General features: G+C 41.3%; 22 protein-coding genes. 12 read left to right on the top strand and 10 right to left on the bottom strand.

Annotated elements, in window-relative coordinates; genetic code table 11:
• Positions 1–131 precede the first annotated feature (131 nt).
• From CIK80_RS03160 to CIK80_RS03135, 5 genes are all read left to right on the top strand, one after another.
• Positions 132–437, top strand: coding sequence for an integration host factor subunit beta (locus tag CIK80_RS03160; RefSeq protein ID WP_062844148.1), 306 nt, complete (start codon positions 132–134; stop codon positions 435–437).
• 113 nt (positions 438–550) lie between these two features.
• The gene (locus CIK80_RS03155) at positions 551–958 is read left to right on the top strand and encodes a lipopolysaccharide assembly protein LapA domain-containing protein (RefSeq protein WP_095568841.1); all 408 of its coding nucleotides are present in this window, start codon (positions 551–553) and stop codon (positions 956–958) included.
• A 74-nt stretch (positions 959–1,032) separates the two neighbouring features.
• The gene (gene pyrF, locus CIK80_RS03150; protein WP_095568840.1) at positions 1,033–1,731 is read left to right on the top strand and encodes an orotidine-5'-phosphate decarboxylase; all 699 of its coding nucleotides are present in this window, start codon (positions 1,033–1,035) and stop codon (positions 1,729–1,731) included.
• A 294-nt stretch (positions 1,732–2,025) separates the two neighbouring features.
• Positions 2,026–2,823: a metallophosphoesterase gene (locus CIK80_RS03140; RefSeq protein ID WP_095568838.1), complete on the top strand. Its 798-nt coding sequence runs from the start codon at positions 2,026–2,028 to the stop codon at positions 2,821–2,823.
• Between the two features lie 150 nt (positions 2,824–2,973).
• The gene (locus tag CIK80_RS03135) at positions 2,974–3,810 is read left to right on the top strand and encodes a histidine phosphatase family protein (RefSeq protein ID WP_095568837.1); all 837 of its coding nucleotides are present in this window, start codon (positions 2,974–2,976) and stop codon (positions 3,808–3,810) included.
• Between the two features lie 142 nt (positions 3,811–3,952).
• On the opposite strand, the gene rpsT is transcribed toward CIK80_RS03135, so the two are convergent.
• Positions 3,953–4,219 (bottom strand): 30S ribosomal protein S20, encoded by a 267-nt coding sequence (gene rpsT, locus CIK80_RS03130; RefSeq protein WP_010200097.1) that lies wholly within the window; start codon positions 4,217–4,219, stop codon positions 3,953–3,955.
• A gap of 612 nt (positions 4,220–4,831) precedes the next feature.
• Here rpsT and CIK80_RS03125 point away from each other — a divergent pair.
• From CIK80_RS03125 to CIK80_RS03105, 5 genes are all read left to right on the top strand, one after another.
• Complete coding sequence (locus CIK80_RS03125; protein WP_095568836.1) at positions 4,832–5,533, top strand: NAD-dependent epimerase/dehydratase family protein; 702 nt, start codon at positions 4,832–4,834, stop codon at positions 5,531–5,533.
• Positions 5,534–5,672: 139 nt separating this feature from the next.
• Positions 5,673–6,188 carry a ribonuclease E activity regulator RraA gene (gene rraA / locus CIK80_RS03120; protein WP_179288344.1) on the top strand — a complete coding sequence of 172 codons (516 nt, stop codon included), beginning with the start codon at positions 5,673–5,675 and terminating at the stop codon, positions 6,186–6,188.
• Between the two features lie 285 nt (positions 6,189–6,473).
• Positions 6,474–10,178: a transcription-repair coupling factor gene (mfd, locus tag CIK80_RS03115; RefSeq protein ID WP_095568834.1), complete on the top strand. Its 3,705-nt coding sequence runs from the start codon at positions 6,474–6,476 to the stop codon at positions 10,176–10,178.
• A gap of 187 nt (positions 10,179–10,365) precedes the next feature.
• Positions 10,366–10,797, top strand: coding sequence for an HIT family protein (locus CIK80_RS03110; RefSeq protein ID WP_062844155.1), 432 nt, complete (start codon positions 10,366–10,368; stop codon positions 10,795–10,797).
• Positions 10,798–11,103: 306 nt separating this feature from the next.
• A complete protein-coding gene (locus tag CIK80_RS03105) occupies positions 11,104–12,522 on the top strand; it encodes an adenylate/guanylate cyclase domain-containing protein (protein ID WP_095568833.1) in 1,419 nt (472 codons plus the stop codon).
• A 103-nt stretch (positions 12,523–12,625) separates the two neighbouring features.
• Here the strand turns inward: CIK80_RS03105 and fdx are convergent, their stop codons facing one another.
• From fdx to CIK80_RS03065, 8 genes are all read right to left on the bottom strand, one after another.
• Positions 12,626–12,964, bottom strand: coding sequence for an ISC system 2Fe-2S type ferredoxin (fdx, locus tag CIK80_RS03100; protein WP_062844157.1), 339 nt, complete (start codon positions 12,962–12,964; stop codon positions 12,626–12,628).
• 86 nt (positions 12,965–13,050) lie between these two features.
• Positions 13,051–14,931: a Fe-S protein assembly chaperone HscA gene (hscA, locus tag CIK80_RS03095; protein WP_095569507.1), complete on the bottom strand. Its 1,881-nt coding sequence runs from the start codon at positions 14,929–14,931 to the stop codon at positions 13,051–13,053.
• 291 nt (positions 14,932–15,222) lie between these two features.
• The gene (gene hscB, locus CIK80_RS03090) at positions 15,223–15,804 is read right to left on the bottom strand and encodes a Fe-S protein assembly co-chaperone HscB (RefSeq protein ID WP_095568832.1); all 582 of its coding nucleotides are present in this window, start codon (positions 15,802–15,804) and stop codon (positions 15,223–15,225) included.
• Positions 15,805–15,867: 63 nt separating this feature from the next.
• Positions 15,868–16,188 carry an iron-sulfur cluster assembly protein IscA gene (gene iscA, locus CIK80_RS03085; RefSeq protein WP_021814983.1) on the bottom strand — a complete coding sequence of 107 codons (321 nt, stop codon included), beginning with the start codon at positions 16,186–16,188 and terminating at the stop codon, positions 15,868–15,870.
• Positions 16,189–16,405: 217 nt separating this feature from the next.
• Positions 16,406–16,807 carry a Fe-S cluster assembly scaffold IscU gene (gene iscU, locus CIK80_RS03080; protein ID WP_095568831.1) on the bottom strand — a complete coding sequence of 134 codons (402 nt, stop codon included), beginning with the start codon at positions 16,805–16,807 and terminating at the stop codon, positions 16,406–16,408.
• Between the two features lie 185 nt (positions 16,808–16,992).
• Positions 16,993–18,219, bottom strand: coding sequence for an IscS subfamily cysteine desulfurase (locus tag CIK80_RS03075; RefSeq protein WP_095568830.1), 1,227 nt, complete (start codon positions 18,217–18,219; stop codon positions 16,993–16,995).
• Positions 18,216–18,725 carry an Rrf2 family transcriptional regulator gene (locus CIK80_RS03070; protein WP_095568829.1) on the bottom strand — a complete coding sequence of 170 codons (510 nt, stop codon included), beginning with the start codon at positions 18,723–18,725 and terminating at the stop codon, positions 18,216–18,218. Before CIK80_RS03070 ends, CIK80_RS03075 begins: the two co-directional genes overlap by 4 nt.
• A gap of 443 nt (positions 18,726–19,168) precedes the next feature.
• Positions 19,169–19,813: a hypothetical protein gene (locus tag CIK80_RS03065; protein WP_062844162.1), complete on the bottom strand. Its 645-nt coding sequence runs from the start codon at positions 19,811–19,813 to the stop codon at positions 19,169–19,171.
• Positions 19,814–20,307: 494 nt separating this feature from the next.
• Here CIK80_RS03065 and CIK80_RS03060 point away from each other — a divergent pair, with 494 nt between their 5' ends.
• Positions 20,308–20,580: an HU family DNA-binding protein gene (locus tag CIK80_RS03060; RefSeq protein ID WP_045445077.1), complete on the top strand. Its 273-nt coding sequence runs from the start codon at positions 20,308–20,310 to the stop codon at positions 20,578–20,580.
• Between the two features lie 399 nt (positions 20,581–20,979).
• Positions 20,980–22,854, top strand: a complete 1,875-nt coding sequence (locus CIK80_RS03055) for a SurA N-terminal domain-containing protein (RefSeq protein ID WP_095568828.1) — start codon at positions 20,980–20,982, stop codon at positions 22,852–22,854.
• A gap of 101 nt (positions 22,855–22,955) precedes the next feature.
• Here the strand turns inward: CIK80_RS03055 and purH are convergent, their stop codons facing one another.
• Positions 22,956–24,536 carry a bifunctional phosphoribosylaminoimidazolecarboxamide formyltransferase/IMP cyclohydrolase gene (gene purH, locus CIK80_RS03050; protein WP_062844164.1) on the bottom strand — a complete coding sequence of 527 codons (1,581 nt, stop codon included), beginning with the start codon at positions 24,534–24,536 and terminating at the stop codon, positions 22,956–22,958.
• Positions 24,537–24,601 lie beyond the last annotated feature (65 nt).

The following is a 24,601-nucleotide window of genomic DNA, read 5'->3' as shown; positions in this document are numbered from 1 at the left end:
GAGAGATTTTTACCGTAATCGATGCGATTATAAGAGTGATATTTTCAACATGGTTGTTATAAAATACTACTCGAAAGCAGCGGTCTAACCTAAAATCATCTTATCCATTAATTAACAAGGCAAGCGTAATAATGCAGCAAGCAATCAACAAGTCCGAATTTATTAGTAATTTGAGTGCAAACTGTGACACGATGACTGATACAGTGGTCGATGACGCAGTACGCGAAATATTGAATCTGATGACCCATACTTTGTCAAATGACGGTCGGGTAGAAGTTCGTGGATTTGGCAGTTTTTGTCTTCATCATCGTCGCGCTCGTATGGGTCGTAATCCTAAGACAGGAGAAAGTGTACCAGTACCAGCCAAAGCTATTCCACACTTTAAGCCAGGCAAAGCATTACGTGAAGCAGTCAATGATAAAGTTGCAAATGGTTAATTATTATAAAGTCTGATTGGATGAAAATTCTTAAGGAGATAGTATGCTAGGAATTTTTACTAGTATATTATTTTCAGAATATTAACGATATTCCAAATCGAGGTACATGTCTCATGCGATTTTTACTTTTTGTCCTATTATTTTTAAGCTTTGCTTATGCACTTGGTTTGGTATTGGCAAATAATACCGAAATTGGCGTAAACTTACTATTTTCGCAAGCGCCTACAATGAATCTAGGGTTGTTACTAATCCTTTGCCTCATACTTGGTGTTTTTATAGGTATATTGCTGGCCTTACTTATCTTCCGTGTATTACAAAACAAGTGGGAGATCTCACGTTTGCAGAAAGCAAATACTAATTTACAAGAGCAATTGACCCAAGCGAATATTGTGATTGATCGTCAAGCAAATTCACCAACGGTAGAAGATGCTGTATATGGTTCTACTACGACTGGCATGCAAGACACTACAACAATAAATGCATCTAGAGAGCCTATTCTTACCAAGCATAAACGAGATTAGCTTGGCAAGTAAGAGGTTTGCGATTAAACCCTATGTGTGGTGTTTTAATAATTTGATATAAATATGGCAAAACCATGAATAATGTAACTAAGTCTCCTATCATAGTCGCTTTAGACAACATGAGTATGGAGGCATCTTTAACGTTAGCTGACCAGTTAGATCCAGCATTGTGTCGATTAAAAGTAGGTAAAGAGCTTTTTACTCGCTGTGGTCCCACCATCGTCCAGGCATTACATCAGCGTGACTTTGATGTGTTTTTAGATTTAAAATTTCATGATATTCCAAATACGACAGCACAGGCTGTCCTAGCTGCTGCCGATCTTGGTGTCTGGATGGTGAATGTACATGCAAGTGCAGGGCTAGAGGCAATGTCGTTATCCAAACAGCGCTTGCTTGACGGTAATTTTGAGACATTACTCATTGCCGTTACGGTTCTAACATCAATGGACAAAGCAGCGCTGGCACAGACAGGCATCACTGTGGCATTGGATGAACAGGTCAGTCGATTAGCACAACTGACTAAACAAGCGGGTCTTGACGGTGTGGTTTGTTCAGCACAGGAAGCTAAGGTACTCAAAACGCTATGCGGCCATGATTTTAAATTAGTGACTCCTGGTATTCGTTTGCCAGAAGACAGTTCTGATGATCAAAAACGTATTTGTACGCCAAAACAAGCATTCGATGATGGTTCTGATTATTTGGTTATTGGTCGTTCAATCACGCAGGCATTAGACCCTACTGCTAAGCTACAAAAGATACTACAAAGTATCTAAGACCGTGCCTGAAATTCTAACGAAACAATTAGAAACGAATATATCTAAAATTGCTTCTCGAGAAAATCATAAAAAAGACAGCCTAATATGCTGTCTTTTTTACTTTTTGTAGGTATTAGAAAAGGTGCTACACTGTTTGAGACTGTGCTCATATCATACCTAAAATTGTGTTTGAGCGTATGACAATGACTCAATTTGTTTCCAGCAAGTTTGATTTTGCTTATCACTCGAGTTTTTAAAATAGCATCATAAAATAGCATCATAAAATAGCATCATAAAATAATATTGGAAAATATGAAATTACAGATACTAAGCGACTTACATATCGATAGTTATGCCCGCCAGTCGCACCCTATAGGACATATCCCTAAGACAGATGCAGACGTGGTACTAGTAGCAGGAGATACTGCCAATAGTGACAGCGGAATGCCTTGGCTACAAGAGCAGGCAGCGCGTCTACAAGTACCTTTGATTACCATTGCAGGTAATCATGAATACTTTAATGAGGATGTGCTAGGTTTTGATAAGAAACTGGCCACTTGGGACAACTATAATAATGAGTCAATGCAAGGTGTAAAAATATTGCAGTGCCAACACATTGATATTGGTGATGTACGAATTCTAGGATGTACGTTGTGGACCGATTATCAGTACAAAGCCAATGATGAGACCATGGCAGCGGCTAAACATTTTATGCGTGATTACAAGCAAATATATGCAGGCAATGAGCTATTTTCACCTGAGGTGTCGATACAAATTCATGCTAAGCAGCGCCAATGGCTTCAGCAAGCTTTGATCACAGCAAAAGAGCTGGGTAAAAAGACCATTGTGATGAGCCATCATAGTGTGAGTCCGCTATCAGTCTCAGAGAAATACGCTAGCTTGCCGAGTAATGCTGCTTTTGTTAGTGATTTTTCTGAGTGGATGCACGAGGATTGGGCACCAACACTTTGGGTACATGGTCATACTCACGAAGCATTTGACTACCGTATCGGTAATACGCGTGTGATCGTCAATCCGCGTGCCTATCCCAACGAAGTCAGCAGTACGACTTTGGCATTTTCGTGGGATAAAGTGATCCATATTGATTAGTTTGAATTCATGAGTTTTAAATATCTTGACTAACAATACAATAAAATTTTTCTTCTTATTAGAAGGCTTTATTCTTACAGGGATTGCTTATATTGCAACTGATCGTATATTTCATTCATTCTTATCCAAAAATCTGCTACGCTTATTAATATGAGTAAAAATCAGAATAATCTCTTATCCAAACTATCTGCTGAGACGCTTGCGAATCACACTCCAAGTGCGCCGGCACCTTCGCATCTGCCTGATAGCATGATCTCATCCGTCCGTCTGTTGCCTGAAGGTGAGCGCTTAATTTTATTTACTAGACATTCGCTACGAGAGCGCTCTGATGGTAATGGTTTTGCCAGTTATCAATTGCCACTGACCCCGAAAGGGCGCGTACTAGCAAAGTCTTGGGGGCGATGGTTGTCAGGGCATTTGCCGTATTCACTTGATGTCGACAGTATTTCAAGTCCGATCGGTCGTTGTATTGATACTGCGCAGTTAATGCAAGAAGGGGCAGGGCTTAGACGTGATATTGCGCATCAGTCCTTACTGGTAGAGCCGGGTAGCTTGGTCACTGAACCTGATATTGCCACGCCCATATTTAAAGAAATTGGCGTTCTTAATTTTATCAACCGATTCTTGCAAGGAAATCTTGAAGGCACCAAAAATGCCTATCAAGGCGGTCTTGATATTCTATCGCTTTTTTATCAAAATCAGCCGCAACATGGTCATTTAATGTTGGCAGTCAGTCATGATACTTTGCTGTCGGCGTTTTTAGCGGTTATGTTTGATGTGGTTGAGATTGACTGGAATGATTGGCCAAAGATGATGGAAGGGGTGTTTTTGTGGTTTGATGATCAGCCTTTTGAACAAGCAAATGCTCATTTTGTCTGGCGAGGTGAGGTATACGTTCGTCCGATAAGCTCTTTGTTGGACAGTTACCGTGCAGCGGGTTTCCATGCCAGTACCTTGTTGTTACCGCCAATTGCAAAATTAAAGTAATCCTACTTTCGAAGATAAAACTTTCGATACTAAAGTCGTATTTTACACAGACATAAAAAAACCTTGCCCCAGTATTAGAACCAGTAACAAGGTTTTAGTCATCACGCTATCGATGCATGATGCGGTCTAAACAGTACAAATCTTAAGCTTGTAGGCCTTTGATTGTTTTGTTTAGGCGGCTCTTACGACGAGCAGCTTTATTCTTATGAATAATACCTTTGTCAGCCATACGATCAAGAACTGGTACCGCTTTTTTGTAAGCTTCGGTAGCCGCGTCATAATCTTTAGCTGCGATAGCCGCATCAACACGTTTTAAGTAAGTACGAACCATAGAGCGTTGTGACGCAGAGTTCTGACGACGTTTGGTGTTTTGACGGGCGCGTTTACGAGCTTGTGCAGTATTAGCCACGCGTATCTCCTTGATAAAGACAGATAAAATATGAATGTTGATTGCAATAATGGGTTTAACAATCATTGGTGACGAGCAGCCGTCTCGTCAAACATGATGTCGATGTCTGATATCAAAGTATCTAATATCAATAGATCATCGCAAGCGCCAGAACTGTTTGGAATAATTAAACAGCGTTGACGTGTAAAGCCGGTTATCTTATCAAATTATTGTGCTTAGGACAATATATTTGATGATTAATGCTCAAAGAAGTTGCGATAACACTTGGACTGCCGGCTTTTTCACGTTCCTATGAATGGATATAGGAAGTTTATCCATCTAAAAGAATTATCATTGATTAAGATAGAAGGATAAGTACTATCCATTTAGGCTGTTAGTAAGAGTAATTTTTATTTGTTGAAGAGTATGCTGTACATAGATGGCACAAAATGACTCAAAATCGCTAAGGGTTTGATGAGTGAATCAGCTATAGCAGACAAAATCTCTTACAATAAACTCTACAGAATAACGTCAATGGTTGCGTAATTTAGGTATGATACTAAAAAGAAGCGCTTTTAAAAATTGCGCTTTTCATTATAAGAAATTTTCCAACCGTATATAAGTGGATAGGATATGCAGCGAAAAGCAATTGTAATTGGTGCGACAGGATTGGTAGGTCAACATCTTGTTAAGCAACTGAGTGAGCTTTATGACACATTGATTGTGATTGCAAGGCGTCCGCCACGCTATATTAATGTCAGTATGCGTTTTTATCAGGTCAATGATTTTGATAATTTGGCTGAAATATTTTCAAGCGTTGGTGTAGATAAGAAAACAGATGCGTTTAGCTGCCTTGGTACGACAAAGAAACAAGCTGGTAGCAGTGAGGCTTTTCGAAAAATTGATCATGATTACAATGTGAATTTCGCCAAACTTTGTCAAGATAGAGGTGTTGAAAACTTTTTTTTACTGTCTTCAATGAATGCAGATATTAACAGTCGTTTTTTATATAACCGAGTAAAGGCTGAGACCGAACAGTCCATTATGGCATTGGATTTTGCGCAAATTGTCATTTTCCGTCCCTCGTTGTTGCTTGGCAAACATAAAGGTCGTCCTCTTGAAAGCATGGGTCAAAAAGCTTTTAAGCTCATTTCACCTTTAGTATCAGAATCTATGCCATTGCATCCTATCTCCGCTAAGCGCGTTGCTAGTGCCATGGCAATGAGTGCGCATGATATTTATGAGCGCAGTAAATATCGCTCAGAGCCTAGGACGAATACAACCCGTATTATTGAAAATAAGCAGATGTTGTCGATGACAAGAGTGAAACAATAGGTCATCAATCACTATCGGCATGTAAGTAGCTTTAATGTGTTAAATAGCCTAAGTGAACGTAAATAATCTAAGATTTAACAAAATCAATATTTTTGTTTGAGCGTTAAAAAGGAGTTTGATCGTGTCAGAATCAGCGAAGATGAGTGACGAAAACTTTGTGACTTGTGATCTATTAGATGCCAATCCCGAATCACAAGTCTGTCTGCCCAATATTGAAGGCAAATCGTTTCATACATTTGGCGGCAAGGACAGGTTTTGCGGTGAAATTGTGACGGTGAAGTGCTTTGAAGACAACAGCTATGTTAAATCATTGTTGAACAGTAATGGGAAAGATAAAGACGGTAATGGAAAGGTGTTGGTTGTTGATGGCGGCGGCTCTATGCGTTGTGCACTCTTAGGTGACATGATTGCCCAAGCGGCAGTCGATAACCGCTGGGCCGGAGTGATTGTGTATGGATGTGTCCGTGATGTCGATGATATGTCGAAAATGGACATCGGTGTGATGGCACTTGGCTGTATCCCGCGCAAATCGACCCGCCGCGATGAAGGCCAGACTGATATCGAAATCAGCTTTGGTGATTTAACACTTAATTCAGGTATGTTTGTTTACGCTGACAATAACGGTATTATTGCGAGTGATAAGCGCCTCATTTAAATAGCAATATTTAATCAGCAATCAACCAGTAGTCAGTCATAAAGACCTCAGCTCGTATACGAACTGAGGTCTTTTAATGTGCGTGATACTGTTTTTGGACCGATATAAATTGTTTCTTCACTCTTTGATTTCTTCTAAAAAATGCAGAGTAATAATTTAGAGGCGGCATATTTGGATAATACTGAGCAAAATGGCTAAGTGACAAACCGTTACGGCATAAGTTTTGGCAATTGCTTAAATATTCGTATAATAGCTATCTGACTCTTAACTTCGATCCTATCTTTTATGCCTATCACTGCTTTGACTGACGCATTTGACCCTATTAATCAGCAGCTTTTTCCTATCCAAAATACCGAGCGACGTTGGCTTGCGCCTGTGCATGGTGCTGTCAGTAGTTTGTGGCTGGCAAGTTTGGTACAAGTGCCAATATGGGAGGTTGCTGACCGTCTCAAGATCGTGGTGACACGTGATCAAAACCAGCTCAATCAGATAGAGACAGAATTGGCATTTTGTGGAGTCGATGCTTATGTGTTTCCTGATTGGGAAACGCTGACGTACGATGAGCTATCACCGCATCAAGACATTGTCAGTGAGCGTATTAATCTGCTGACAGATATGCCAACCTCAGGCATACTTTTAATCTCCGTACAGGCATTGATGCACCGTGTGGCACCGCCAAGCTGGTTGATTGGTCAGCACTTTGATTTGAGCGTTGGTGATCGGTTTGATATCAATACGCAGCGTGAGTTGCTGGCAAAAGCAGGTTATCGAGCGGTTGAAAATGTTTTCGAGCCAGGCGAATTTGCTGTGCGTGGTAGTATCATTGATATCTTTGCGATGGGTCAACCATTTCCGCTGCGTCTTGATTTGTTTGATGACGAGATTGAGACGATTCGATTCTTCAATCCTCAAACCCAGCGTACGTTGACCACTGAAGATCTCAATGCCATGATGACGGGCAATGACAGCAGTATGGCCAAAGAATCACTGTCTCTATTGCATAAATTACCTGATATCTCAAAACCTATTAAACAATTTCAAATCCTACCAGCAAAAGAGTTTCCACTCGATGAAGGGCGCGAAACTTTCCGTACAAATTTTGCCGCGATGTTTCCGAACACTAGTAGCCGTAAATTTGAACTACATAAAGATGTGATGGCAGGTATTGCCAGTAGCGGTCTTGAGTATTATCAGCCTTTATTTTTTGATGCAAAAGACTGGGAAGCAGAGAGTAGTTTGTTTGCCTATTTGCCAAGCGACGCACTATTCATTACTGATGAATTGATTCATGAAAAACAGGCAGATTACTGGTCACAAATCCAGCGCCGCTATGAAGAGCGCCGCCACGATATTGACAAGCCCATTGTCGCCCCTGAGTTGTTATATCTATTATCAAATACCTTTAATGAGCATCTGAATCATTATCCCCGTGTGATATTGAGCGCACGTGATGAGCTGATTACCATGAATGATGGTGACGTTATAGACAAAGAGAATGGATCATTAGCGTCTAAGGCCTCGACTCAAAAACAAGGGCTAGTCACGCTAAGCGCTCAAGAGCCACCACAACTGGCGGTAAATCATCAAAAAGCTGAACCTTTAAGCGAATTATTGGACTTTTTGAGTATACAAGCGCAAACCTCGACACCTGTGTTAGTGGTTGCTGAAACCGCAGGACGTCGTGAGATTTTGATTGAGCTGTTCAAGGGTAAAATCAATGTTAAGGCGTATGACAGCTTTGAAGCGTTTTTAGCGGCGGATAAAACAAGGGGAATCGCTGATAATAACTTACCACAAGTCGGCTTGACGGTTGCACCCATTGAGCGCGGCGTTTATGTGCCTGAGCGTTTGGTACTGATTAGTGAGACACAATTATTTGGTCGGCAGGTGCTGCAAACACGTCGCCATCGTCAAAGCGGCGTGTCAGAAGAGTTTTTGGTAAAGAGCGTTACGGAAATAACGGAAGGCAGCCCAGTTGTTCACATCGAGCATGGGATTGGTCGTTATAATGGTCTGATTACTTTGGACGTTGGTGACGGTGAGCAAGAATTTATTCATTTAAAGTATGCCGATGACGCCAGTATTTATGTCCCAGTCGCTAATCTACAAATGATTAATCGCTATAGTGGTGGAGATCCGGCGTTAGCTCCGTTGCACAAAATTGGTAGCGGTAAATGGGATAAAGCAAAACAAAAAGCGCTAGAACAAATTCATGACGTGGCCGCTGAGCTCTTAAACATGCAAGCGCGGCGCGAAGCCAAGGTCGGTATTCATTTTAAAATAGACAGCTCACAATATGAGCTGTTTGCTAGCCAGTTTGCTTTTGAAGAAACGCCCGACCAAGCGAATGCCATTCATGCTGTGATGGAAGATATGAGACAAAATCAGCCAATGGATCGTCTCATTTGTGGAGATGTGGGTTTTGGTAAAACTGAGGTTGCCATGCGTGCTGCCTTTATTGCGGTTAGTGCAGGCTACCAAGTTGCCGTTTTGGTGCCAACCACGCTGCTGGCAGGTCAGCATGAAGACAACTTCCGCGATCGTTTTGCTGATTGGCCAGTAAGAATTGAAACGTTATCGCGCTTTGGTGGTAAAAAACATCAAGATACCGTATTGGCTGATTTGGCGGCTGGTAAAGTCGATATCGTCATTGGTACTCATAAACTGCTACAACCGGATGTGAAGTTTTCCAATCTGGGCCTCATGATTGTCGATGAAGAGCATCGTTTTGGTGTGCGTCACAAGGAGCGTATCAAGGCTATTCAAACGGACGTTGATAGTATGTCAATGACTGCTACGCCAATTCCTAGAACGCTTAACATGGCACTGTCAGGTATGCGAGATATGTCAATCATCGCCACCCCGCCAGCACGTCGTCTGGCGATTAAAACCTTTGTGATGCAAAAGACAGAGGCATTGCTAAAAGAAGCCATCTTACGTGAGCTATTGCGCGGTGGACAGGTCTATTTACTGCACAATGATGTGGCAAGTATCGAGCGTATGGCGGAGACCATCCGTGAGCTTGTTCCTGAAGCTCGCGTGGGTGTCGCTCATGGTCAAATGCAAGAACGTCAACTTGAACAAGTGATGCAGCAGTTTTATCATAAAAAGTTTAACGTATTGATCTGTTCGACCATTATCGAAACGGGTATTGATGTCCCCAACGCCAATACCATTATCATTGAGCGTGCTGATAAGTTTGGTCTTGCGCAGCTACATCAATTACGTGGTCGCGTAGGTCGTAGCCATCATCAAGCCTATTGTTATTTACTGGTACCCTCTATCAAAGGACTTAAAGGTGATGCTAAGCGTCGTCTGCATGCGATTGAACATGCCAATACCTTAGGCGCAGGCTTTATGCTGGCCAGTGAGGATTTGGAAATTCGCGGTGCTGGCGAGATATTAGGAAAACAGCAAAGTGGTAATATGCAGGCGATTGGTTTTAGCTTATATATGGATATGCTGGAACGTGCCACCAAAGCCATTAAAGCAGGTAAAGAGCCTGACTTGAGTACACCATTGTCGCTGACCAGTGAGATTAATTTGCATAGCTCTGCTTTGATACCAGAAGAATATTTGCATGATGTGCATCAGCGTTTGCTATTTTATAAGCGCATTAGCAATGCCGATGATAAAGAAGCGCTCACAGACATCCGTACCGAAATGATTGACCGTTTTGGTACATTACCAGATCAGACGAAGCAACTTTTTGCGGTTCATGGATTGCGTTTACAGGCCGAGCCACTCAAGATTAATAAAATTGATGCCAATAACAGTAGTATGACGCTTGAGTTTGCCCCAGATACCCCAGTCGAAGCATTGGCAATTATCAAACTGATTCAAACCGATGGGCAGCGATATCGAATGAATGGTGCCTCTGGTATTCGTTATCAGGATGCTGATAAATTGGCAACGCCGCAACAGCGAGTTACTGTCATCCAAGACTTGCTTCGCTATTTTAGTGAACATATGGTTGATGAGTCCAACTAGTCTAATTGGAGGATGGCGATAGGCGTGTTAGAGTATTGCGATGGGTAGCACCAGTTCAAAAAACGCAGTCAATAAGTAATGGTGCTATTTTATCGGTTAGATACCTGATAAAATAACGGGATTATTTTGTATTTTTACCTATTTTTATCTTCGTTTATTTAAGTGCCATAACAAGAGAACCGTCATTATGTTCCAACTTCATCATAAACTTGCTGCTGACAGCTTTTTAGTGGGTGATTTTCCACTATCGACTTGTCGTTTAATCAATGACTGCCAGTTTCCGTGGTTGATCTTAGTGCCGCGTGTATCGGGCATTAAAGAGTTGTACGAATTGTCTGAGTCAGACCAAGCGCAGTTTTTGCGTGAATCAAGTTGGCTATCAAGCCAGCTGGCTAAGACTTTTCAAGCAGATAAAATGAATGTAGCAGCACTTGGCAATCAAGTACCTCAGCTGCATTTTCATCATATTGTTCGGTATCAAAACGACATGCAGTGGCCGAATCCAGTATGGGGCGTGGCCGCTGTTCCTTATACCAAAGATGTATTGGCGCAGATGCAGCAGACCTTAATGATGGCACTACGTGGACATCATCAAATGCCGTTTGATTGGCAGATGTAGGGTAATACTGCCAATAATTGGCTGACCATTATTGATCATAAAAGAAAGCCAGATAATTGTATTATCTGGCTTTCTTTATGATGTTATATCTAAAATATATCGATCAATAAAACGATAGAATAAGTAAGTCATTAACGGACGAAGGGAGTTTCTTTAGTTATCGGTGGCATAGGCTTTATTACAGTTAGAAAGTATAATATATTGTTGGGTAAACTCATAAATAAGCTATTATGAAAATTAACAGTATGTAGATATTTTTATAACACTTAATTTTCTCGTTGCCTGTTAGATAAAGTGATCATTTTTATGGCTTTCTTAGACATACTAAAATTAAAGTCTCCGTCGAAGGACAAAGAGATTTGCCGATTTGATTACCCAGAAGTTTTTGTATTGATTCTTACTGTAGCGTTGATTGCTTTTTATTTTGAGTTTCGCCCCACTTCAATGGCATTGTTGGTTACTACCGCCTTACCTGGTCTGATGATTCTTATTTATAACTATCGACGTCAGACAAGTTTTTGGACGTCCAATATTGTCATTATTTTATTGTCCGCAGTCATTGGATCTCTACAGTTTTGTTCAGTTATGTCACTGAGTTTGGCAGCTTTAATTGGCGTACGCATGATCATCGAGCCTAAAGATCATCTAAAGCTAATTACGGTAGCTTTGGTCACGACCGTTATTTTTTATTATGTCAGTACGATTTTAGAGGGTGTCGAAACGGCCTGTATTGAGGGTTGGGTGCCATCTGTTGTGCTATTAGCTACTATGATGGTTATCCTATGTCAATTTCGACGCATCTATCAGGAGTATACAGGTTATAAGGTACGTGCTGACCAAGCAGCAGGACGACTCAATACCATGGTGTCTGTCATAAATAAGCTGACCCGGTTTGTACCGCCGCAAATTTGGGAGCCAATTGTCAGAGCAGACAGTCCTGTTAGCGTATCCAACAAACGAGCAAAGCTGACCATTATGTTCTCAGACATCGTAGGTTTCACTGAGCTGTCTGATAGCCTAAGTGCTGATAATTTGGCTGATATTTTGAATACTTACATGGAGCGTATGACCTTAATTGCCAATAAACATGGGGCAGTACTCGATAAGTTCATTGGCGATGGTATGGTGTGTTTCTTTGGTGAGCCAAACAGCCGTGGTCCGCGACAAGATGCTTTGGACTGTGTGGCCATGGCGATAGACATGCGCCGTGAAATGCGTACTTTAAGGCAAAAGTGGCGACTGATGGGTTTTGAAGGATTATACATTCGTATCGGTATCACGACAGGATATTGCCACGTGGGTAACTTTGGTAGTAATAATCGATTGAGCTATACTTTGATTGGTAAAGAGGCCAATCTGGCAGCTAGACTTGAGTCTAGCGCTGGCAAAGGCATGATACTGGTTAGTGAGAGCACATATGATTATATTTGTCATAATTACGAGTGCGAGCATGCTGGAGCGTTTCAACTAAAGGGTTTTGACAATAAAGTAAATGCATGGCAAGTATTGGACCCTGATTCTAATGTGACTCACCAATCAAAATGGGTGGATCACACCTTACCCGGTTTTAATTTGCATCTGAATTTTAAAGATATAAAAGATTATGATTATCAAGACATCATGACTCGTTTGAATTTTGCACTTGAACGTATCGAGCAGGAAAAAGAAAAAGTAGTCACAAATATTGAGGTGGAAGATAATCGTAATACCACCTCTCGTAAATAAAAATCTGAAGAGTAAATCCTTATACCCTTAAATATAAAAAAGCCAGCTATGATAAAGATAGCTGGCTTTTTTATTATCTATAAATCTAATTCACTATAGTTAATCAATGATTCTCTTTTGCATGATTGAGCGTATATTTTGGAATCTCAATAGTCAGATCGGTTTCTTCAAGCATCACTTGACAAGATAAACGCGAATCAGGCTCTAGTCCCCAAGCACGGTCTAGTAAGTCAGCTTCGACATCGTCCATCTCATCTAAACTATTAAAACCTTTACGAACGACCACATGACAAGTAGTACAAGCTTTCGACATCTCACAAGCATGCTCAATTTTAATACCTTTTTCTAAAAGTGCTTTACATAGGTTTTTGCCAGCTTCTAGTTCGACTTCAGTGCCTTCAGGGCAAATCTCATGATGGGGTAGTACAGTAATTTTTGGCATAAATTGTCTTTCCAATGCTAATCAATTTAAAAAATATAGGAGGTAAACTTAAGACAGCTTCTAAGTCACAATGCTAGAGGTATCTACTACCAATCTTGTGCACTGGTTCCAGCCATACTGGCTTTGACGCTCTGATTCATGATACGGGCAGCAAAAGCATCACTGTGCGGTTTGAGCTGAGCTTGCTTGGTTTCGATTACAGACAAGTCATCAGTGCTAAGCGCTGTCTGTAATGCTTGTATCTGCTCAGCTAAAGCATGCTGCTCCTCAGAGGTCAATAATGGGGCAAACTCCTTCAAAGCCGACTGTAGAGCCAATACTTCTCGCTCAGCTTCCACTTTGGTTTCAATCAAAGAGCGTGTGTTTTTATCTTCTTCTGCGTACTTAAAGCCTGAAACAAGTAACTGCTCTTTTTGTTCATCTGATAAACCGTAAGAAGGCACAATCTCAATCTTACTTTCGGTTTTAGTGGTGGTTTCTTGTGCACTCACAGTTAACTGTCCATTAGCGTCAACACTAAACGTGACCTCAATTCGAGCAAATCCTGCTTTCATTGATGGAATGCCATACAACTCAAAACGACCTAGCGAACGGCAGTTTTCTACGGTTTCGCGCTCACCTTGTACGACATGAATCACCATACCTGTCTGACCGTCTTGATAAGTGGTAAATATTTGACGTTTTTTAACGGGAATTGGCGTATTACGAGGAATAAGCACTTCCACCAGACCACCCATAGTCTCAAGACCAAGCGACAAGGGTGTTACATCCAACAATAATAGATTATTATTAGCATCGCCATTGACAAGTTGATGGGCCGTTTGCGCCGCGCCTAAGGCAACGACTTCATCTGGATTCAGACGACAAAGAGGTTGTTTTTCAAAAAAGTTAGTAACTACTTTCTGTATTGCAGGCATACGGGTAGAACCACCGACTAAGATGACTTCATCCAAATCTGCACTCGATAATTTAGCATCACGCAGCACTTGCTCACAGACGCTCAACGTGCGGCGGCTTACGGGTTCTATAATAACAAGTAAGTCTTCACGGCTTAATACACCTTGATAAAACTGATTGTTCACAGTGATATCAATATTCACTTGTTCAGCATCGGTCAATGCTTGCTTATAAGTTTTGGCTTGCTGGGCGAGGATTGATTTATCATGACGACTTACATCTTTTGGGTCGATATCCAACTGTTTGATGAGCCAATTGGTCAGCAAGCGATCAATGTCGTCACCACCAAGTGCACTATTGCCACCCGTTGCCAATACTTCAAAGACCCCATCTGTCAGCTTTAAAATAGAGACGTCAAAGGTGCCGCCACCAAGATCATAAATCAAATAATAGCTTTCTTTAGCATCGGCCTGAGTTGGTTGATCCAAACCATAGGCTACTGCCGCAGCAGTTGGTTCGTTTAATAAACGCAAGACATTTATACCAGCGGCTTGGGCGGCATCTTTTGTTGCTTGGCGCTGTGCTTCATCAAAATAAGCAGGAACCGTAATCACGGCGCCTTCAATACTGTCAGCAGGTAACGCACTCACTGCTCGCTGCTTGAGCGTTGCTAAAATTCGTGCTGAGACTTCAACTGGCGATACCTCACCTTGAGCAGTCACAAATGTCGGCATATCATCTTTATTACCGCTTAGCTCATAAGGATGAGAAAATTTGATATCCGATTGACTACGGCCCATAAAGCGCTTGGCTGAGACAATGGTATTTTTTGGATCATCTGCCAAGTGAGAGAGGGCGTCGTTACCAACCAAAGGATTACCTGAGCTTGGATAATAGACAATGGACGGCAATAAAGTGTCATTGCTTGAGTCAGCTTCTAAGACTTGCGCCTTGCCTGACCGTACTACAGCGACCAATGAGCGTGTGGTACCAAGGTCAATTCCTAGGCCAAAACGATGCTGATGAGGTTGAGCGCTTTGATTGGGTTCGGCAATTTGCAATAAAGACATAAGATAACTCAGAGATAAAATAAATAAGTGAAATGAAGCAAATACAACACACGCACGGTGATACATTAAAGGCGTCTATTTTGCTCTCAATGCAGCGAAGCGAAGCAATCAGGCGTGCTGAAAATAAAAAAATAGATTATACGATATAGCGGATATTACTTTAACCATAATGTCCAAATAAGCACCATAAGTTCAAAGTATTTCTGTGCAAAAGCCAATAGGCTGCACAAGAATCAATAAACCAAATAGTTCGTACAAATTTAACAATCGGATATCAGGACTATCAAAACGTTAGACATATAGATCGTCATCATCTGATTGATGAGCGGTCGCGACTTCATCAAGACCTGTGGTAACATCAGCATTCAACTTCACTAAAAACTTTAGTTTTTGCGTGGCATCGATGGCTGTTTGCCAATCTTTACTTTTATACGCATTGCTGAAGCGGTCAGATTGTTTGGTCAAGCGTTCTACGATCTGCGGATGCAGTTGCTGTAATACCAGACGGTCTTTATCGGTGATAGCATCATCCAAATCCATGCGCATTTGCATCGCATCTTCTAAAAACTCCAAATCTGCAATTGAGTGCTCTACATTCTGCGCTTGACCTGCTATTTCTAAAAGGTAGCTAGCACGGCTATCAGGTGCGCTTAATGTCTGATACGCTTGATTGATCAGTGCGGATGCTTTCTCAGAATGCTGCTGAGCTTGTGCGGTATCAGCTAGATTTTTTGCAACATTGTCAGGATGATACTGCTTTTGAAGCAGACGTAGATGTTGATCGAGACGTTCTTGATGGATCTCAAATTGTACTGGTTGCTCAAATAGAGCAAAGAAGTTATCAAACTGAGCTTCTGGAGTCATATCGGTCATGTCATACGCCTTACTTTTTTTATTTGTTTTTAACGTTTTTATCAGCAATTGAATTACAAAAACTTAGACGGTAAATGACTCACCGCAACCACATTCACCTTTTTGATTGGGATTGGTAAATTTAAAGCCTTCGTTCAAACCTTCTTTTTCATAGTCCATTAACAAGCCATCCAAATAAACCAAGCTTTTAGGATCAATAAAAATACTGACGCCACGGCTTTCATAGCGCGTGTCATTTTCGTCAGGTGTATCAACAAACTCTAAAACATAAGCCAAACCCGAGCAACCTGCTGTACGTATGCCGACTCTAATGCCTTCACCTTTACCGCGATTGTCCAAAAAATCTCGAACATGCTGAGCGGCGCGTTCTGTCATTTCAATCATGCCAACTCCCATTGACTATCAATAAGAAATATCTATAAAACATTATACAAACTGGCAACCAAAATGACGAGTTCGCCAAAGTAATGTGCCAACAACGTTTAGAAAATAAAAGGTGACAATTGCGTAAGCGTTATTGTCACCTCTTTAGCGTTAGTTGCTGTTCAACGTACTGCTACTAAAGCATTGCTAATAAAATAACAACTTATGCACGAACAAGTTAGCTGGCTGCTTCTTCTACTGCGTTGTGCTTACCTTTATAGTCGCTAATAGCGGCTTTAATGGCATCTTCAGCAAGAACAGAGCAATGCACTTTTACTGGTGGTAATGCCAGTTCTTGTGCGATATCGTTGTTTTTGATTTCGCTAGCTTGATCCAAGCTTTTGCCTTTAAGCCACTCAGTAACAAGCGAGCTTGATGCAATCGCTGAACCACAGCCATACGTTTTAAAGCGTGCGTCTTCGATGATGCCATTGTCATCAACTTGAATTTGTAGGCGCATTACATCGCCACAAGCTGGGGCACCAACCATACCAGTACCAACGTTTTTGGCATTTTTATCAAGATTGCCAACGTTGCGTGGGTTTTCGTAATGATCAATAACTTGGTCACTATAGGCCATGGGGTTTTCTCCTAGTTAGATGATGAGCAGTAGCTTAAGTGTTTAAAACGCTACTAACTCATCGATAATTGGGGTCAAACTGGTCATTTATAGAAACAGTATTTGTAGAAACTGAATTTATAATTGTCTGATTAATTATTTAATGGTTATATTTTATAACCATATTAGTATTTTGGTACAAATTTTTAATGCTCAGACCATTCGACTGAGTTTAAATCAACACCTTCTTGATACATGTCCCAAAGTGGTGATAGGGCACGCAATTTATCAACTGCCTCATGCATTTGTTTAATAACCGTATCGATGTCTTCTTCGGTGGTATAACGTCCAAAGCTAAAACGGATTGAGCTATGAGCCAATTCGTCTGGGCGACCAATAGCGCGTAATACATATGATGGCTCAAGTGTCGCTGACGTACAGGCTGAACCTGATGAGACAGCTAGATCTTTTAAAGACATCATGAGTGATTCACCTTCAACAAAGTTAAAGCTGATATTCACAATGTTAGGTACGCTGTGCTCAAGATCACCATTGAGATAAATCTCTTCAATATCTTGTAGACCGTTCCATAATTTTTGACGCAATTTCGCTGCATGAGCATGGTCTTCTTCATAACGCTCATTAGCTAGAGCAAATGCTGCACCCAAACCAACGATTTGATGTGTTGGCAATGTACCTGAACGCATACCACGCTCATGACCACCGCCGTGCTGTTCTGCTTTTAGACGAATACGAGGTTTACGACGAACAAATAATGCACCGATACCTTTAGGACCGTATGCTTTGTGACCTGAGAAACTCATCAAGTCAATTTTCACCTCTTCAAGATTAATGCGTACTTTACCAACAGACTGGGCGCCATCAACATGGAACACAACGCCAGCTTCACGAGTCAACTCACCAATAGCAGCAACATCAGTCACTGTACCAAGCTCATTATTTACCATCATTAGTGATACTAAAATCGTATCATCACGTAGCGCTTCTTTAACTTGCTCAGGCAAAATAAGACCAGTGCTTGGTTGCGGCTCAAGATAAGTAATCTCAAAGCCTTCTTGCTCAAGCTCACGGCAGGTATCAAGTACGGCTTTATGTTCAATTTTACTGGTAATAATGTGCTTACCACGAGACTGATAAAAATGGGCCGCACCTTTAATAGCTAAATTATCAGATTCAGTTGCACCAGAAGTGAAAACAATTTCGCGTGGGTCAGCGTTAATGACTTCAGCAACTTGCTGACGAGCGGTTTCTACCGCTTCTTCTGCTTGCCAGCCATAACCGTGCGAACGCGAGGCTGGGTTACCAAAGATGCCATCTACAGTCAGATACTCGCTCATCTTAGCAGCTACTGATTTAGCAACTGGTGTGGTGGCGGCATAATCTAAGTATATAAGGTTGTTATGTTGGCTCATGCTGGGTTTGCCTCGCTGTTCGATAAAGTAATAGTGTTGATGTCTTTTATGGAAATACCTTTAGTAGATATGTGCTGACGCTCTGAAACCGATTGCACGTTTTCCATGTCTAATAATTGCGCTAAAGTTATATTTTTCAAGTACTGTTCGATATGGTTGGATAACGCAGACCATAAGTCGTGAGTTAAACACATTGTACCATCTTGACAGTCGCCGCGTCCTTCACATTGCATCGCATTCACTGATTCGTCAACCGCCGATATGATGGTCATCACATCTATTTCATGTAATGGTTTGGCTAAAAGATAACCACCAGCGGCACCGCGAATACTAGTAACAAGACCACGTTTGCGAAGCTTTGAAAATAGCTGTTCAAGATAAGAGATAGAAATCGATTGTCTTTTGGCAATGTCTGATAAAGAAACTGCAGTATCCTGCTGACTGGTTTGTAATGCCAAATCTAGTAATGCAGTAACGGCGTACCTGCCTCGAGTAGTCAAACGCATATGTTATCTCCAAACTTTTATGTCATTTTTATTTAACAACGGTCTTAGCGAGATGAGCATGACAGTAGCCCATAATATGAGCACTACTTGTAAAATGTGATACTGGCTAAGATTTGTCTTATCGTTATTAAACAACAGATGATCGACCCGATGTGTGCAACGATTGAACCCATTATACTTAATCCTGAGTAATTTAGTCAAGATTAAAGTATGGTTGAATGGTTAATCTAGCTCATCATGATGATTGATAAAAACAATGACATTAAAAAGAGAGGGAACCACATAGATGAAGGGAGGACGTCAAGCTTTTGTTTTAAAAATAAAAATCTATGCACAACATTAACAAGTACATAAAAACAAAAAAGCGTTTAATGCCCATCAGATAGCAGGCATCAAACGCTTATATAGACGGCACCGCGCTGTCTGTTAATACTTAATCAAAACTAATTCATCAATAGCGCTATGATAGAGCCAATCATAACAACGATGGCAATGACCGTTACGATCATCAGGGTTTTTTGCTTACTTTGTAACTCTTTTAGCGTCGTTTCAAGTTCGCGATTTTTAATGGTTAAGGTATTGATTTGGGTTTGCTGCTCTTTAATACGGAGCTGATAGCTCTCTTTTTTATCCGCCATTTCAGCGTCAGTAGGATGGCTTTTATCCTTTCCACCCTTAAACTTCTGAATCACGCCTCGAATCAAATTACCAACACCAAGCTGCATAATAAATTGCTTGACCAGTTGTACTTGGACAGACTCACCGCGCATTTGTAGCTTCTCAGTTGCCTCGCTATCGTGAGTGCTGATAGCGTTGATAATTTGAACACTATAAGCATTAATGATGACATCAGGCTCACTACGACCAATTGGTAGTTCAGCATCTAGCAATACACCCTTAGTGCTAAAAGTAGCAAAAACCTCGACATGAGGTAAATACAAACGTAGTGCTACAACAGTACCTTGTTTGGCTAGCGGATAAGCGGCTTTACGCAGTTCGGGATCCAAACGTAACAATAGTGTTAGCGCCGACTCGATGAATACCAAAATAATATTAAGAAGAGAGTGGGACAACGTAGAACGCTTCATGTAAATAATCCGTTTTTTATTTGACAAATCTGAGGCAGAAGATAAACAAGGTTTAAATTCTGCCTCAATAGATGCAATGTTATTTTCTTATAGTAACGTCTTTATAATAAAAAGTAACGTTAGTTTCTGCTGGTTAATAAATTATTACCTGATTACTTGGCAGTCAATAAAAAAGCTGGTACTCATAATTATCAATGTAGTAGAAGGTAACACATATCGTTTTGCTAACAGAACTATCGATATTTTAGCTAAAATAAACATCTATGTGGAGAGTTGCAAAGGCTTTGCGTAACATTGAGTGTCAAATACGTAGTTCAGAGAACAAAAATATGTAAAATCACTTGCGCTCCTTATGCTGCCTTGATATAAAGACGATAACAAAGCGACACCTGTTAATATGCCAGTCAGGCAGTTCTTATTGCTTAAATGCTATGAGAACGTTACAATGCTTGGCGTGAGCGTTTATTATCCCCCTTAAACTTGAAGGAAATTTTATGAATAAGTCAGAATTAATTGATAGCATCGCAGACAAAAGTGGTCTAAACAAAACTCAAGCTGGTGATGCCTTAAACGCTGTTATGGAAAGTGTTGGCGAAGCATTAGAAGCTGGCGATAGCATTTCACTAGTTGGCTTTGGTACTTTTAGCGTAAAGGACCGTAAAGCACGCACTGGTCGTAACCCTAAGACTGGTGAAGAGCTTAGCATTCCAGCAAGTAAGGTACCAAGCTTTAAAGCTGGTAAAAACCTAAAAGAGCGCTTAAACTAAGCCGTTCTTTTAAGCGATAAGCTGCATGCGCTGTATGATGAAAGCAGATAAATAAAGACAGCGCTTGCTGACCGTGATACAGATATATCATCGTTCATGACTTGGGTTTTACTCTAAGTAAAGATTTGAACGAAAAAAAGCACCTAATAACTGGGTGCTTTTTTTATTGGGATAGTTTGTATCAGACAACGTGAATATTTTGAGTATATATCAAAAATCACGTATCATAGGGCGCGCGATAGATGCGTTGTTTAAACAAGGCTGCTTTGTACGGCCTTATTATTTTTCAGTAAATGCATATGTTCTTATTCTTACCATTGCCTGCTTAGATAGCATTGATATTAATAATAATATTACAATGGTTTTTCATCAATATAGGTTAATAAAGCAGAGATAATTATGGATAAATTGCGCGATTTTTTAAAGAGCTGGCCAGGTCGCATTTTATTGATTTTATGCCTATCGCCGCTCGCTCTACTGGGTGTCGAAAGCTATTTTGGCGGCGGGGTTGATCCCAACCAGATCGCTCAGGTGGGTGATGCTAGCGTAGGATTGTCAGAGTATCAGACTGCCGTAAATAACCGTCGCACTGAGATATTAGAGCAAGTTGATGATGCCAGTCTATTGAATGAAGATGTATTGCATGAGCAGGTACTAAAAGGTCTTGTTGATCGTACGTTGTTAGAGCAGCAAGCTGGCAAGCTTGGCATGACAGTCTCTGACGACACCATTAATCGTTTATTGCGTGAAGAAGAAATATTCAAGGATGCAGAGGGTAATTTCTCTAACGATCAATTTGCAAACTTTTTGCGTCAGCGTGGTATGACTAAAAACCAGTTATTTGCAGAATTTCGCAATCAGCTTAGTCTCGATCAGCTTAATGCCAGTATCGTAGGTACGGCAGTGTATCCAATGAAAGCCGTTAGTCAACTGATTGATTTGCAGCTTGAGTCACGTAATATCTGGCTGTATCGTTTCAAATGGCAAGATTATGCAGAGCAGGTCAAAGTAAGTAAAAGCGACATACAAGCTTATTACGATGCCAATAAAAACACACTAAAAAGTGCAGCGATGGTGGATTTGGCTTATTTGCAACTGACCCCTCAATCTATTCAAGTTAATGATGTCACTAAAGAAGACTTGCAGCAGCAATATGACGCTTATAAGCAAAGTCAGGCAATCAATGATGAGCGTCAAATTAGTCAAATCTTATTGACAGGTAATGATGCCAAAGCACGAGCAGATAAGATAAAAGCTCGTCTAAATAAAGGTGAGTCTTTTGCAGCATTGGCAAAAGCAGAATCTGATGATCCATCAGGAGAGACAGGTGGCGATATCGGTCGATTTAACCCAACGGTCTTCGGTAATGACGCAGAAGCAGTTGAAAAAGCTTTAGAAGGGCTGAGTGTTGGTGGCGTGACCGCACCAGTTAAGACCAGCTTTGGCTATCAGATATTTACTGTAACAGAAGACAATGGCAGTAAGATGCCAACGCTAGAGAGCATGCGTGACGAGTTAACCGCTAAAGCAAAAGAATACAAACGCCAAGAGATGTATGCCGATAAAGTGACCGCAATTAATGACTTGGCAGCAGATGGGTTTAGTATTGAAGATATTGCTCAGCAAGAGAATGTAACGCTCAAACGTATTAAAGACTATACTAAAGAAAATAATCAATCGGTACTGTCTCAGCCAGCGGTTATCAAACAGGCCTTTGATGAATTCACTATTCAAGATCAGGCAGTAACAGCTGGTATCGAAGTTGGAAATGGTAATGTTTGGGTGCAACCAAGTAACTATCGTCCTACTAAGACCCTTACTTTAGCAGCGGCAACCCCGAAAATTACTCAAATATTACGCCAGCAAAAAGCCACAGCATTGGCATTGAAGCAAGCCAAAACGTTGGCTGCTGGTATTAAGACGCCAGCTGATATCGGTAAACAACCAGTACGTCTTCAATCACTAGGCAGTGTCAACCGTCAGACAACTCGATTGACAGAAAAAGAGCGTGGATTGGCATTCAGTCAGCAAGCTGCTGATAATGGTGTCGTTGCTGTCGCTAGTGAAACTGAGACAGGTGCCACGTTATTGGTGGGTGATCGTATTAAGACAGAACAACAGTCACCATTGTCTGAGATGCAAAGAGCGCAAACCGCTACTATCATTCGTGATAATTTGGGACAAGATCAACTACAGGACTATCTAGATTATCTGCGCTTGGTATATAAAGTTGAAATCAATGAAGCCAACATGAAAAACGCACAGGGGCGTTAATCGGTTGACTGATTATTGAAACTGACCAATTATGAAAATGGAACATAAAAAAGCCACTGTATTTTGACAGTGGCTTTTTTATTATCTACAGCTTCGACTTATTAATGGCGGAAATGGCGCATACCTGTAAATACCATCGCTATACCATGCTCATTTGCTGCAGCAATGGTCTCATCATCACGCATAGAGCCACCTGGCTGAATAATGGCAGAAATGCCAACTTGGGCAGCATTATCAATACCATCACGGAATGGGAAGAAGGCATCTGATGCCATGACAGCACCTTCAGTAGCTAATCCCGCGTGCTCAGCTTTGATAGCTGCAATACGGGCTGAATTGACGCGACTCATTTGACCTGCACCCACACCAATCGTGCGCTGACCTTTTGCATAAACAATGGCATTAGATTTGACATATTTGGCCACATTCCAGCTGAAAAGTAGATCGGCAATTTGCGCTTCGGTTGGCTGCACATCTGTGACGATGGTCAGGTCATTAGCAGTAATCAAACCAAGATCTTGCTCTTGTACTAACAGACCACCATTAACGCGCTTGTAGTCCAGCTGGGTATCACGCTGATCCGGTGCAGGTAGTTCGCCGCATACCAATACGCGCACGTTTTTCTTAGCAGCCGTTGCTTTGAGTACACCTTCTTCAACGCTAGGGGCGATAATCACTTCAACAAACTGGTTGTCGATGATGGCATGAGCAGCTGCTAACGTTAACGGACGGTTGAAAGCGATGATACCGCCAAAAGAAGACTCAGGGTCTGTGCTAAAAGCCGTGCGATAAGCCGTTACCTGATCAGCATCAACAGCGACACCGCAAGGATTAGCGTGCTTAACGATAACGCAAGCAGGTGTACTGAAAGCTTTTACGCATTCAAGCGCTGCATCAGTATCGGCGATATTGTTATAAGACAGTGCTTTGCCTTGCAATTGCTTAGCGGTCGCAATAGAGGCTTGCTGGCTTTTTAATGGGTTATTTTCTACATAAAAAGCGGCATTCTGATGTGGGTTTTCACCGTAGCGTAGGTCCTGTACTTTTTCAAGTTGCACATTAAATGTACGCGAAAAATTCTCAGCGCTTTGGTCTTCATTGACACGGCTACCTAAGAAGTTGGCAATCATACCGTCATATTGTGCAGTATGTTCAAAAGCTTTCACTGCCAAATCGTAACGTAAAGCAGCTGTCAGTTCAGTACCATCACCCAATGCAACAAGTATACGCTCATAGTCACCTGGATCAGTGACGATTCCAACGTGGGCATGGTTTTTTGCCGCTGAACGTACCATAGTAGGACCACCGATATCAATATTCTCGATGGCATCGTTCATGGTTACATCAGCACGAGCAATGGTTTCAGCAAAAGGATATAAATTCACCACAACCAAGTCAATACGTTCGATTGCATGCTCACTCATTACAGCATCATCTGTACCGCGACGTCCGAGGATGCCGCCATGAATTTTAGGATGCAGGGTCTTAACACGACCATCCATCATCTCAGGAAAGCCTGTGTAGTCAGATACTTCGGTGACAGCAATATTGTTTTCTGTGAGTAACCGATAAGTGCCGCCAGTAGATAGTAAGCCAAAACCTGCTTTGATAAGACCCTCGGCAAACTCAACGATATTAGATTTATCAGAGACCGATAATAGTGCAAGTGGGGTTGTACTCATAAAAAAACTTCCATAAAAAAAGCCTGACGTAAACGTCTGGCAAGGGGATAATGACAATTATTGTA

The sequence above is a fragment of the Psychrobacter sp. JB193 genome, from assembly GCF_002285555.1.
GTDB lineage: Bacteria > Pseudomonadota > Gammaproteobacteria > Pseudomonadales > Moraxellaceae > Psychrobacter > Psychrobacter alimentarius.
Note: the sequence above shows the minus strand (reverse complement) of the source record. Positions and strands in the feature narration are given on the sequence as shown.